Below are 12,706 nucleotides of genomic sequence, written 5' to 3' on the forward strand. Positions count from 1 at the left end.
GGAGTCCTCGCATGCACAAGATTTCCATCCTTGGCCGCGCACTGGCGGCCGCTGGCGGCCTGCTGTCCATGACGGCTTCCGGCTGGCTCGGCGCGCAACCGCCTTCCCCCGCAACGGGAAAAGTTACCAATCCGCCCTTCGAATTGGCCCCCGGCTATCTGCAGCGGGCGGATCTGCCCAATAGCCTGCTACTCCTGGGCGCTCCGCCCTCGAAAGACAGCGCCGCGTTCGCGCGCGACGAAGAGGCCAGGAAAGCCGCCCTGGCGCAGCGCGAAACCGCTCGCTGGGAGATGGCCAGGCGGGATGCCGATCTCAGGTTTCCCGCGCCGGCCAACAATTTCTCTTGCGCCATGGGCGTCAGGATCGACGAGCAAGACACGCCCCGAACCTATCGGCTCATGCACCGCGTATTGACGGACGCAGGGCTTTCCACCTATGGCGTCAAGAAAAAGTACAACCGGACCCGGCCGTTCGCCTTGCACGACGAAGGCACTTGCACGCCTCAGGATGACGAAATCCTGCGCAACGACGGTTCTTATCCTTCGGGCCACACCGCTGTGGGATGGGCCTGGGCGCTCGTCCTGGCCGAAATCAACCCGCAACGAGCGAATGAATTGCTGGCGCGCGGCCTGGCGTTCGGGCAAAGCCGCGTCATCTGCAATGCGCATTGGCAAAGCGATGTGGACGGCGGGCGCGTCATGGGCGCGGCAACGGTCAGCAGGCTGCAAAGCGACGCCGGCTTCCGCGCCGACCTGGACGCCGCCAAGCAGGAGCTGAAGAATATCAAGGCGGCGGGAGGCAATGCGCCCAGGGACTGCGCCGCCGAGACCGCTGCGTCTTCATGAGCACGGTTCCCTACGGGCCGGATGAGCAGGAAAGCGCTGGCAAAAAAACGCAGACGGGACAGTTTCCGCCTCGCGTCTGGCCGCTGTCGAAGCGAGGCAGAAGCGTCGGCTTGCTGTTCACCCTGTTGCTGGTGGCCGTGTCAGCGTTGCCAGAGGCCGCGCGAGCGGATGACACTGGCCGCATGGCGGATTCGCCCTCGGCGCCCGAACGGGAAAGCAAGTCCGATTGGCAGTTCAGCGTAAGCCCCTATCTATGGATGGCCGGAGTCCAGGGCACGGTCCGGCAATTCGATTCTCCGCCGGCCAGGCTCGACTCCGACTTCGGACAGATTTTCAATGAGCTGGACTATGCATTCATGGGGATCCTGGAGGGCCGTCGCGGCCGCTACAGTGTCTTCGCCGACATTGCGTACACGAAGACCTCTGTCAAAGACCCTACGCCCAAGGGCATCCTGGCGGAAAAAATCGGCGTGGCCTCGCAATCGTTCTCGGGCCTGCTGGGAGGCGGATACACCATCCACGGTACGGGTCGCGCGCATCTGGACTTGATTGCCGGCTTGCGTGTCTGGAGCGTAAGCACGAAGTTGAGTTTTCATGGGGGAATCCTCGACCATGTGACACAGCGCGACAGCGCAACCTGGGTGGACATGGTTGCCGGCTTTCGCGGCACGTATTCCTTTACCGACAGCGTGTACCTGACCGGTTGGGGAAACATCGGCGCCGGCCAGGCCGATCTGGACTGGGACGTGGTTGCGGGCGTCGGCTACAAGATAAACACCAAGCTGTCCGCGGTGGCCGGTTACCGGATCCAGGGCGTGGACTATCGGAAGAATGGGTTCGAGTACGACGTCATTCAGAAAGGACCGATCATGGGATTTACCTACCGGTTCTGAGACGGCTGTGCGCGGCAAAATGGCTCGATAGAAAACTGCTGCGGTCAGCCGGCGGCGAAGCGCTGCGGCCCCATTCGCCGGCTTCGTCGGGCGCCACGCCAAAGCGCGCCATGAACGCCTGGCGGAATCGTCCCGCGTTCCGAAAGCCGCAATCCACCGCGGCCTGGCTCACCGGGCGCGTCGCGCTCCGTGGATCGACCAGGCGGGCGTAAGCCGCGTCCAGGCGCTTGCTCCTGATCACATGGGCGATTCCGCCGAGGTCGGCAAAGACGCGGTACAAGTGAGCCCGTGAGACCCTGAATCGCTGCACCAGCAGATCCGGGCCCAGTTCGGGGTCGGCAAGATGGCGATCGATATAGGCAAGCGCACGCGCGCGCAAAGCCTGGGCGAGCACGGATTTCGGCTCATCCTGGATGGGCGCCGTGTTGGACAGGCCCGCGGAAAGCAGCGTGGTCAGGGCGTCTTGCACTGCGACGTCCTCGCTCGCGGAGAGTTGTCCAGACACGGCGTGGAAACCGCGTAGGTAGTCCATGATCAGACGAGTCATTGGGTGCCCGGCCTGCAGCACGAATCCATGGACATCGCGCGGGCCCAGCAACTTGTCGATGCCCGCGCGGGGAATGGTCGTGGCCAATCGTTCGCCGGCATCCACCCTGCATGCGTAAGGCCGGGCCAGGTCGATGATGCATATGCCCCCTGGGGCGGCCACGACGTCACGGTTGTCGAAATCACCGTGGATGGAGCCCGCAACCAGAACATGAACCAGATAGTGGTCAAGTCCGCTGCGCGCAATGGTGGCCCGGTCTCGCTTGTAGCGCTGCGCGTTGAAGGTGGTCGACCCCAGCGTCAATCCGCCTACATGGCGCAGGCGCATGGTTCCCTCCAACGTTGCCTTCCCGTCCGTCGACGCCAGCGTCGTGTCGCAGAACGGACGCGTGACATCGCGCCAGTACTCGTCGCGCAGCGAATGCTCTATTGCGTCGGTGGAAATAAATGTTTCCGAGGAAATCATATGGACGCCTACCCTGGCGGCTTGGTGCACGCGCTTCGGTTGCTCAAGCATCGGCCTTGGACGAACGTGACGCAGATCCGGCTAGGATACCTGGGGCGGTTCGCATTTTGACTGGCGCGAGGCCGACCACGCCGTCGCATCCCGCCCGACCTGTTGGGCCAACGCAGCGATCAGGCGCTGCTGCGCCTGCACGAGCGCAGGATAACCGGCGCTCGCGGGTTCTTCAAAACGTCCGTGGCAGACCAGCCTGGCATCGCCAGGCTGGCGTGCATCCCCCAGGGTCCAACCCGCCTCGAGTTGCACCCGCTTTCCCGGCCATGCGTCAAGCCGGCGAATCTGCAACTTCACCTTGATCACCTGCAAATCGCCTGGCCAGGACAAGCCGGTGACGTCCTGGGTGCCCAGGCGTTGGACCAGCTGCGCCGAAAACGCATTGCGTATCTCCTCGTCCAACGGCCCCAGCCATCGCTCGTCATCCAGGACGGCGAGCATGCCACTGTCGTCCAGTCTCACGACCAGCTGGGGTTGATTCAGATATTCCGGCAAAGCCACAGGCAGCACTTCGACCACGAAGCGCGCAGGAACGCCCTGAGACCGGACGTCCGCCTGGGGATTCAACAAGGTGTAATGGCGTACAGGCGCGGAAGCGCTGCAAGCGGCCAGCCCGAGAGTCAGGGCGAGCAAGCAGATGCGGATCGGTCGGGTCATCGTTGGGGAGTCTCCATGGTGCTGGCTGGCGGCTCTGCGGAAGCCTCGAATGTGGCGTTCTTGGGGCGGCCTCGCACCACCGCCTCCGGATATCGGCTCAAGAGGTCGGTCAACGTGCGCACCGAGCGCGCGGCGCGCTGGACCTCCTGAAGCGCCTGGCCCAGGTCCTGTCGCAAGGTCGCGTCCTCGGCGAGCATCCCGTGCGCGGCGCCGATGGTTTGTTGCGCCTGGCGCAAAGTCTGCGTGGCCTGCGGCAGAACCTGGCCGTTCACCTGCAGCAGCGCCTTGTTCAGGTTGGCAAAGGACGAATCCAGATTTCGCGCGATACTGTCCAACGGCATCTTGTCTATCTTGCCCACGATGCTGGCGAACCTCTCCTGCAATTGATCGAAGCTGCCGCTGACGGTGGGCAGCGTTATCGGACGCCGTTGCGGATCAAAGGCGACCTTGGGTGTATTCGGTATGAAGTCCAGGGCGATATAAAGCTGGCCCGTCAGCAGGCTTCCCGTCCTGGCCTGGGCCCTCAGACCGTGCGCCACCATTTCTTGAAGCATGCGCACCAGCCGGTCTTCCTCGGTCCCTTCGGAGGCGGGCATCTTCGCCATGATCTCGCCGAGCCGCTGCGGATACACCACAATGCCGACCTTCGATTGAAAGCGGCGCCGGACAGGGTCGTAATCCGGTTTGATGGAGATGACCCTGCCCAGATCCATGCCATCGAACTGCACGGGCGCGCCGATGGCCAGGCCCCGCAAGGATTGCTCGAACACCAGATAGGCGGTCTGCGACGGCCCGTCCGGCGGAGCCAGGGCAGCCTGCTGATCCTTGGCCAGCTCGTACGCGGTATCTTCCGCCGCTGGCTCGCCGGCTACGCCCGGAGCGGTTCCAAAGGAAACGCCACCCGCCAGAATGGTGGCAATCGATTGCGTTTGCAGCTTGAACCCATCCGCGCCGAGCGAAACGTCAACACCGCTGGCGTTCCAGAAGCGCGTCGCCGTGGTGACAAAACGGTCGTAGGGCGCATTGACGAAGAGCCGCAAGGCGACCGCCTTGCCATCCTCGCCCAACTGGTATGACGCGACACGGCCGACTTGAATGCGTCGGTAATAGACGGGCGACCCGACGTCCAGGGAACCGAGATCTTCGGTATGCAGGACAAAAGACCGGCCAGGCGTGTCGCCAATGACGGTGGGAGGACTTTCCAAACCCGTGAACTCCTTGGCGGGCTCCGTCGAATGCCCTCGATCGACGCCGATGTATGCCCCCGACAGCAGGGTATCCACTCCGGAAACCCCATCGATGCCGATGCGCGGGCGCACCACCCAAAACCGCGAGTCCTGACGCGCCAGACTCCCCGCGTCCTTGTCCAGCGACACCGTCGCCACCACGTGGGAGCCATCCTCGCTTAGACCGATAGCCGTGACCGTGCCTACGTTCACATCCTTGTACTTCACCAGGGTCTTGCCTTCTTCCAGGCCGGCGGCGGTACGAAACGTGATGTTGATCACCGGGCCTTGCGTCATCCAGGTCTGCACCAGCATGGAAAGGCCGACCAGGGCGGCAATAAGGGGCACCAGCCAGACGAGCGAGATGCGCCACTTCTTGCGTGCCACCACCGTGGGCGCGCCAGGTCCATGGAGCGCTCTGGAAGAATCATTCATTCATCAATCCCATTTATTTCCCCATCCCAAATGTTCCTGGGGTCGAACGACATGGCTGCGAGCATCGTGAAAATCACGACCATGCCGAAGAAGAGGATGCCAACGCGCGGCGATATGTCGGTGAGCCCCTGGAATTGCACCAAGGCTGCCACCACCGCGACCACCAGCACATCAAGCATCGACCAGTAGCCGACAAACTCCACCATGCGATACAGCTTGGCGCGCTCTCGCGTGGCCCATCGGCTACGCCGTTGGGAGGTGGCAAGCAACAGCCCGAGAATCAGGAATTTCGCGCAAGGCACCGCGACGCTGGCGATGAAGATCACCAGCGCAATTCCATAGGAGCCGGACGTCCAGAACTCCACCGCCCCCTCCATGATGGTGCTGCTGCTGCCCTTGCCCAGCAGACTGGTATGCATGACGGGCAAGACATTGGCGGGGATGTAGCAGATGACAGCCGTCAGGAGCAGCGCCCAGGCGCGGGCGATGCCGTTCGGGCGCCGATGATGCAGCGTCGAGCCGCAGCGGGGGCACTGGACGGATCGCCCGGGCGTGTCCTCGCATACCAGGCCGCATGCATGGCAGCCCACCAGCGACAAATCGCTTGCAAACGGCAGCCTGCTCATGCCGCGCTGCCTCTGCGCAATGCGGCAACGCCTTCGGTCTGCTCCCACAGTGAAGAGAGGTCGCGGTGGGAAATCACGGTGAGCAATACCATCAGCGCGGCGGTGGCCCAGACGCCAGCACCCAGACTCACTTCCACCAGGCTGATCAGCTTGATGATCGCCACCAGGATACCGAGTATGCCCACCTCGACCATGCTCCATGGGCGCAAGAGCGCCAGCGTCCGCAATGCCCGGGAAAAGCCCGGCGCGCGGCGGCCGACGCGCGCATGGATCAGCACCCATGAAAGCAAGGTGATCTGCGCAAACGGCACCAGGATGATCACCAGCGCGGCAACTATCGCAAGGGGCGCCACGCCGCCCTGGGCAAGAGCCCATGTGAATTCCCACAGCGTTGCATCGCGGCGCGTTCCATTCAAGCTGATACGTACCACGGGACAGACGTTCGCGATCAGAAACACGACCGCTGTCGTGATGGTCAATGCCAACCACCGGTCCACATCCAGCGGGTTGGCGCGTTGGAGCACGGCCTCACACCGGCTGCAGCGCGCGACCTCGCCTGGCGCCAAGGAACAGCGTTGGTACACGCTGTCGCAATGCTCACAGGCCACCAAGTGTGGATAAACGTTCATGTCTTTGGCTGGATAACCGTGCTGTTGCATTGCGTAGGCCTGCACAGGGAAGCCGGCCGTCGCTGACGAGGCGCGCCCTAGCGCAGCCTTGCGAGGCTACAGAACATGCCGCGCCCTGGCTTGCCATTCGGTGCCAAAGTGGTTTGCGCGGAAATGCGATGGGGTACGCCCCGTCCACCGCTTGAAGGCGCGCGTGAAATGCGCCGGATCGCTATAGCCGACCATATAGGCAATCTCGGTCGCCGAATACCTGCCCAGCCGAATCAGCCGCAGCGCCTCGCTGCGCCGCGTCTCGTCCCTCAAGTCTTCGAAATCGACCCCGCTGCATTTCAGGCGCCGCTGAAGAGTACGGGGCGACATGCCTATTTCTCTTGCAACGGATTTGAGGTTGATGTCCTCTTGATCCGAAATCCGGTCTATGAGCAGTCCCGCGGTATCGATCGTTGACTGCAGGGCCTGCGTAATCTTGCGGGAATCGTCCGCCAGTCCTTGAAGAGGAGCCTCAAGCAACTCGCGATCGAACTCGACCATGTTGTATTCGGCCCCTGTTTCGATATGGGGGCCCAGGCACTCCTCGAGCGCGTCGTCGCCCCGCGCTCTTGTAGCCTGCAAATGCACGCGTATGGCCGATGGCGCTCCGGCCATGAGGGGCACCTTTCGCAGTACGGCAAGGCTTCCAAAAATGAACTGCCGTGGGTCCGCTTCGAGCCGGCCCGTAAAACGATGAATCAGCTTGGTGGTTCGGCCTTCCGTGACGATACGGACCTCTCCGCCCTGATGCAGCATTGCCGCATGGGCTGCAGCCATCGCACACGCCTGCGCCACGTTCTCCGAGCCGAGAACCAGATCTCCCCATGCGCCGAGCGAACGCAATTCCATCAGACGGCCCACATGGGCGCCGCCAAAAGGATCTTGCGCGATCGCCGCCATCTCGTTGGCGACGTGAAAGCACTGGGCCCGCGGAAGCCAGATATCGGGCGTTTGGAAAATATTGGGGCAGACCCCCACGCGCTTGAAGAATTCAAGCGGCGATACGCCCCGGCTGGCCAGGTAGGGGCCGATATGCAGGAAGCTTCGGAGCTTTATGGACGGTGTGGCGTTCGGCATGGATTCAGGTTTTACCGTCAGCCAGATCGCCGAACGCGCCACCCCTCAAGGACTGCGCCGACCCAAGCCATGCTTGCGTCGGCAATCGTGGACGAATTTACACGCCCCCCATGAGGGAGGAATGGAAAAATCATCCACGTGAGACAAAACACCCTGAAAAAGGAGACGGCGGGCCAGGGGGAACTGACGCGCCGCCGGGATTCTCCGGAAATACCTCAGGGGGTGATGTTGCTGATCTTGGAGCCTTCAAGACCCATGCCCGCCATCAAGCCCTGGGCACCGAAGGGCACGGCAAAGACATCCTGCGACAAGGTGGTGGAGGACACGCTGGACGCAGCGGACTTATCCCAGACGACCAGGCTGGGGCCGCTGCCCAGGGCCCAGCCATCGCTCTTCTCGAGATAACTCAGCGACTTTTGGTTCATGAAGAAAAGTGCGTAGCCGAAGGTCTGGGCTCCAGCCTGCAGCCCCACCGACATGGCGGCAATTTCATAGTAGCCAGCAGGCTGCTTTCCCTTGAACAACGTGCCCTGCCCATGCTCTCCGCCAACGACAAAGCCCGCCTTGTATATCTTGGGGAAAACAAGCACTGCCACCGCCTTCTCGCCTAGCTCCTTGGTACTCGGTTCCACGGCGTAAAGATGCTGCAGCGCATGTGCGGAATCATTGCGGATCGCGAGCGCGGTGTCGGCGATGGCTGCGCCCGCCGGACCCAGCGCGCAGACAAGCGCCAGCAAGACCGACTGCAGGCAATGAGCCAATTGGCGTGGGACATACTTGGAATATTTGTGACTTGCCATGAAGATGAGTGCCCTGATTTGGTTGCACGCCCCATCGGCGCGCCAGGAGTATTCAGAGCGAGGCAATACCTGTCAAGACGGGATGATCGGCGTCTCCCATGCGTTTTCAAGACCGGCGAGAACGGCTGCTTCGTACTTGGCATCGAATGGCAAGACCCTGCTGCGGCATTCTCCTAATCTAGGCTGACGCCCTGTCCTTTCGGCGCCCGCAATCCCTCCAACAGCTAGAGAGGGCTCATGAATCAACACGCTGCCATTGATGCATTCCAAGCGCTGCAGGATGCGTTGAGCAATGCGCTGGTGCACGATGAGTTGTCTCTGCAATATCAACCCATTGTGGATCGATCACGGAAGAGCATAGGCATGGAGGCCTTGATGCGCTGGAACTCGGCGGAATACGGCCAGATTCCGCCCTCGGAATTCGTGCCGCTGGCGGAGCGAACCGGCGCCATCATGGGCATGGGCGCCTGGGCCCTGGAAGCAGGCTGCCAGCAGCTGGAGCAATGGACCACAAACCCGATGGCCTCCGAATGGACGCTGAGCGTCAATGTCAGCGCGCATCAGTTCAACCAGCCGGATTTCGCCGGCGATGTCCTCAACTTGCTGAAGCGCTATCGGATCGCACCGGACAGGCTCATTCTTGAAGTTACCGAAAGCGTATTCCTGAACCCGAAAGGAAGCGGGCAACAGGGTGGATTCCAGCGCATTCGCGATGCCGGCGTGGGCATTGCCGTAGACGACTTCGGCACGGGATTCTCATCGATCGGCTACCTGAAATACCTGTCGATCTCCCGAATAAAAATCGACAAGATCTTTATCGACGAAATTGTCGTGAGCAAGAAGGATCAGGGCATAGTCGGGGCCATCGTCATGCTGGCCCAGGCCCTGGAGGTGGATGTGGTCGCCGAGGGAGTGGAAACGGCCGAGCAATGGGCATACCTACGGAATATAGGCTGCTCAGCCTTTCAAGGCTTTCTGTTTGGCAGGCCGAGCGAGGTTTCAGACTTCCTATGAGCGCTCCCGTCGCCCCGCCGGCCACAACGCTCTCGGCATCCATTGCAGAAAGCGAAAGCGGGGCCACCCCCGCCTGACTGTCACAACGGCGCCGTCGGCCGCGCCAACTGGAACAGGTCCGTGCTGCGCGCGTACCAGCCGCCGCCGTGCATGCGTGCGATCAGCCCCATGGCCGGCGTGTCCATGTAGCCGCGCTCGGCGTCCTGCACGTAGGCATCGTCGACGTGCGCGCCCAGCACCCGGCCGATCACCACGAGCTGGCGCGGGCCGGTCACGATGGTCGCCTGGCTGACGCATTCCAGCGACACCGGGCTGCCTTTGATGAGCGGGGGACGCACGTGGGACGCCGGCAGCGCGGTCAGGCCGGCCGCCGCCAATTCGTCCACGTCCGCCGGGTAATCGGCGCAGGTCTGGTTCATCTGCGCGACCAGCGACTCCGGCACCAGGTTCACCACGAACTCGCCGTTCTCGATGATGTTGGCGCCGGAATCCTTCAGTTCGCCGCTGGCATGGCGCATCAGGCCGATGGCGACCGTCGGCGGCTGAGGCCCCATGACGTTGAAGAAGCTGAAAGGAGCCGCGTTGACAACGCCCTTGCTGGAAATGGTGGTGAGCCACGCGATCGGGCGCGGGGTGACGGTCGAGGTCAGCACGTTGTAGACCGTCTGCGTCGGCAAGGCGCTGAAATCAAAATGCATGGTTCAAGCCTCCCCGGCGTTCAGCGCCGAGACGGCGCGCTTTTCACGGGTGTCGACCTGCAGCTGGAACACGTCGGGCCGGGCGTAATGGCCGGAGACGTCGAAGTCGTACTTGCCGCGCAGGATCTGGTTGGGATTGATCTCGGCGTACAGGATGGTCTCGGCTGAAAAATCCGGCCCGGCCAGCACTTCGCCCAGCGGATCGATGATGGCGCTGCCGCCGCGCATCAGCACGGTGTCGGGCGCATCGCCCAGCGCGCATTCGAAGTCGTCGGGATAAGCGTCGCGGCGCAGGTGCTGGCAGGCCGTGAGGACATAGCAGCGGCCTTCCAGCGCGATGTGGCGCATGCTGGGTATCCAGGAGTCGCGGTCGTCCGCGGTCGGCGCGCAATACAGCGCCACGCCCTGGCTGTACATGTACATGCGCAGCATGGGCATGTAGTTTTCCCAGCAGATGACGGCGCCGATCTTGCCGTAGGGCGTGTCGAAGACGGGCATGGTGGAACCGTCGCCGAAGCCCCAGATCAGGCGTTCGCCGGCGGTGGGCATGAGCTTGCGGTGCTTGCCCGCCAGCCCTTCGCGGCCGTTGAAGTACAGCACGGTGCAGTACAGCGTGCCGCCGTCGGCCTCGATGCAGCCCATGACCACGAAGCTGTCGGTGTCGGCCGCGGCCTGGGCCACCAGCGCGACTTCCTCACCGTCCAGGCGGATGGCCTGGCGGTGATAGCTGGCAAAGGCGTCGCGGCCTTCGGGCTTGCGCATGCCGATGGGCGCGCCGAAGGAGTTGCCCTTGGGATAGCCGCCCAGGAAGGCCTCGGGGAACACCAGCACCCGGGCGCCCTGCTCGGCCGCCTGGCGGATCAGGGAGGCCGCCTTCTCGGCGCAGGCGACGCTGTCGGTGGGAATGGACGCCGCCTGGATGACGGCAGCCTTGAAGCTCTGTTGCGTGGACATGTCTCTCCTTTTTTCTCAGTGTGCTGCGTCTTCGTCGATGGCGCGGGCGCGGGTGTTCGGCAGGAACAGGCTGCCGATGACGCCGACCACCGCGGTCACGACGACCGGATACATCAGGCCGCCAAAGATATTGCCGCTGGCCTGGGCCAGGTAGGTGGCGGTAAAGGGCACGATGCCGCCGAAGATGCCGGCGCCGATGTGGTACGGGAAGGATAGCGCCGTATAGCGGATGCGGGCCGGAAACAGTTCGACCAGATAGGACGCCACCGGGCCGTAGACCATGGCGACGACGGCCGTCATCAGCACCAGGATCAGGATGATGGTCGTGCGGTCGACGCGCGCGGGATCGGCGCGCTCCGGATAACCGGCGGCCGTCAGCGCGCTGGTGTAGGCGGCGCGGTCAAAGCCGTTGACAGTCGTGCCGCCCACGCTCATGGCGATGCTTTGGCCGGGCAGCGGCGCGGCGTATTCAAAGTTGATGCCCTTGCCCACCAGGAATTTCTTGGCCTGCACGCAAACCTTCTTGTGGTCGGCGTGATTGCCTATCATGGCCGCCTGCAGCCCGAAGTCGCAGGCGCCGCCGCTGGTGTCGGCATGCACGCGCACCGGGGTGGTCTGCATGGCTTGCGCCAAGACCGGGTTGCCCGCCTTGAGCAGCACGTCGAACATGGAGTGGTAGCCGATGGCGGCGACGAACAGGCCGACCATCATGATCCACTTGCGGCCGATGTGGTCCGACAGCCAGCCGAACAGCACGAAGGTCGGCGCGCCGATGATGAAGCCGATCAGGATCAGCGTGTAGACGCTGGTCTGGTCCAGCTGCACGGCCTGCTGCAGAAAGATCATGACGTAGAACTGGCCGGTGAAATAGGTGGCGCCCTGGCCGGCCGTGACGCCGATCAGCGCCAGCAGCACCAGCCGCAGGCTGGACCATTGGCCGAAGGTCTCCTTGACCGGGTTCTTGGACAGGCGGTTCTGCTGCTTCATGCGCGTGAACACGGGCGACTCGTGCAGCTTGGCGCGCACGTAGATCGAAATCGCCAGCATCACGATCGACAGAATGAACGGCAGGCGCCAGCCCCACTGGCGGAAGTCCTCCGCGCTCATGGACGCCTGGGTGCACAGGATCACGATCAGGGACAGGATCAGGCCCGCCGACGAGGTGATCTGGATCCAGCCCGTCAGCAGCCCGCGGCGCTTGGGCTCGCAGTGTTCGGCCACGTAGATGACCGCGCCGCCGTATTCCCCGCCCACCGCCAGGCCCTGCACCACGCGCAGGGTCAGCAGCAGGATCCACGACAGGTGGCCGGCCGATTCATAGGTGGGCAGGCAGCCGATCAGGACGGTTGCCCCGCCCATCATCACCACGGTGATCAGGAAGGTGTACTTGCGGCCGAGCTTGTCGCCCAGGTAGCCGAACATCACCGCGCCCAGCGGCCGGATGATGAAGCCCACCGCCAGCGCGCCCAGCGCGGCCAGCAGCGCGACCGTGGGGTTGTCCTGCGGGAACAGCACCTGGCTCATGAAGACGGCCAGGGTCCCGTAGATGAAAAAGTCGTACCACTCGAACAAGGTGCCCAGGGTCGAGGCCACCACCACCTGGCGCTCCTCTTTCCTGCTGAGCGTCGGACCCGTGTCGATCCGCTGCATTGCCACATTCGCTTCCATGCCTGCTTTCCCCAATCGCTTTAGATTGATAATGCTGTATCCATTAACTATTATCAAACTTAACGATGGATATGAAAAACTAGGGGAAACC

General features: G+C 63.1%; 13 protein-coding genes. 3 read left to right on the top strand and 10 right to left on the bottom strand.

The window, feature by feature from the left end; translation table 11 throughout:
- Window positions 1–11 precede the first annotated feature (11 nt).
- Window positions 12–845 carry an acid phosphatase gene (locus tag FOC84_RS06655; RefSeq protein WP_254241923.1) on the top strand — a complete coding sequence of 278 codons (834 nt, stop codon included), beginning with the start codon at window positions 12–14 and terminating at the stop codon, window positions 843–845.
- The gene (locus tag FOC84_RS06660) at window positions 842–1,738 is read left to right on the top strand and encodes a hypothetical protein (RefSeq protein WP_173143734.1); all 897 of its coding nucleotides are present in this window, start codon (window positions 842–844) and stop codon (window positions 1,736–1,738) included. The genes FOC84_RS06655 and FOC84_RS06660 overlap by 4 nt, the downstream gene beginning before the upstream one ends.
- Here the strand turns inward: FOC84_RS06660 and FOC84_RS06665 are convergent.
- The 7 genes from FOC84_RS06665 to FOC84_RS06695 form a co-directional block, all read right to left on the bottom strand.
- A complete protein-coding gene (locus tag FOC84_RS06665; protein WP_173143735.1) occupies window positions 1,722–2,750 on the bottom strand; it encodes a helix-turn-helix domain-containing protein in 1,029 nt (342 codons plus the stop codon). The genes FOC84_RS06660 and FOC84_RS06665 overlap by 17 nt on opposite strands.
- Before the next feature lie 81 nt (window positions 2,751–2,831).
- On the bottom strand, window positions 2,832–3,458 hold the full coding sequence (locus tag FOC84_RS06670) for a PqiC family protein (RefSeq protein ID WP_173143736.1): 627 nt from the start codon (window positions 3,456–3,458) through the stop codon (window positions 2,832–2,834).
- Window positions 3,455–5,119 carry an intermembrane transport protein PqiB gene (locus FOC84_RS06675; protein WP_173143737.1) on the bottom strand — a complete coding sequence of 555 codons (1,665 nt, stop codon included), beginning with the start codon at window positions 5,117–5,119 and terminating at the stop codon, window positions 3,455–3,457. Before FOC84_RS06675 ends, FOC84_RS06670 begins: the two co-directional genes overlap by 4 nt.
- Window positions 5,116–5,745 (bottom strand): paraquat-inducible protein A, encoded by a 630-nt coding sequence (locus FOC84_RS06680; protein ID WP_173143738.1) that lies wholly within the window; start codon window positions 5,743–5,745, stop codon window positions 5,116–5,118. The genes FOC84_RS06675 and FOC84_RS06680 overlap by 4 nt, the downstream gene beginning before the upstream one ends.
- The gene (locus FOC84_RS06685; protein ID WP_254241924.1) at window positions 5,742–6,404 is read right to left on the bottom strand and encodes a paraquat-inducible protein A; all 663 of its coding nucleotides are present in this window, start codon (window positions 6,402–6,404) and stop codon (window positions 5,742–5,744) included. The genes FOC84_RS06680 and FOC84_RS06685 overlap by 4 nt, the downstream gene beginning before the upstream one ends.
- A 66-nt stretch (window positions 6,405–6,470) precedes the next feature.
- Window positions 6,471–7,481 (bottom strand): AraC family transcriptional regulator, encoded by a 1,011-nt coding sequence (locus FOC84_RS06690; RefSeq protein ID WP_173143739.1) that lies wholly within the window; start codon window positions 7,479–7,481, stop codon window positions 6,471–6,473.
- 215 nt (window positions 7,482–7,696) lie between these two features.
- A complete protein-coding gene (locus FOC84_RS06695; protein ID WP_254241925.1) occupies window positions 7,697–8,218 on the bottom strand; it encodes a YSC84-related protein in 522 nt (173 codons plus the stop codon).
- 300 nt (window positions 8,219–8,518) lie between these two features.
- Between FOC84_RS06695 and FOC84_RS06700 the strand changes: the two genes are divergently transcribed.
- A complete protein-coding gene (locus tag FOC84_RS06700) occupies window positions 8,519–9,295 on the top strand; it encodes a putative bifunctional diguanylate cyclase/phosphodiesterase (protein ID WP_173143741.1) in 777 nt (258 codons plus the stop codon).
- Between the two features lie 80 nt (window positions 9,296–9,375).
- Here the strand turns inward: FOC84_RS06700 and FOC84_RS06705 are convergent, their stop codons facing one another.
- From FOC84_RS06705 to FOC84_RS06715, 3 genes are read right to left on the bottom strand one after another with little or no spacing between them, the layout of a single operon-like run.
- Window positions 9,376–9,993 (bottom strand): flavin reductase family protein, encoded by a 618-nt coding sequence (locus FOC84_RS06705; RefSeq protein ID WP_173143742.1) that lies wholly within the window; start codon window positions 9,991–9,993, stop codon window positions 9,376–9,378.
- A gap of 3 nt (window positions 9,994–9,996) precedes the next feature.
- The gene (locus FOC84_RS06710) at window positions 9,997–10,947 is read right to left on the bottom strand and encodes a carbon-nitrogen hydrolase family protein (RefSeq protein WP_088138752.1); all 951 of its coding nucleotides are present in this window, start codon (window positions 10,945–10,947) and stop codon (window positions 9,997–9,999) included.
- A 15-nt stretch (window positions 10,948–10,962) separates the two neighbouring features.
- Window positions 10,963–12,615, bottom strand: coding sequence for an MFS transporter (locus tag FOC84_RS06715; protein ID WP_173143743.1), 1,653 nt, complete (start codon window positions 12,613–12,615; stop codon window positions 10,963–10,965).
- Between the last annotated feature and the right edge of the window lie 91 nt (window positions 12,616–12,706).

The organism is Achromobacter pestifer (genome assembly GCF_013267355.1).
Classification (GTDB): Bacteria; Pseudomonadota; Gammaproteobacteria; order Burkholderiales; family Burkholderiaceae_B; genus Achromobacter; species Achromobacter pestifer_A.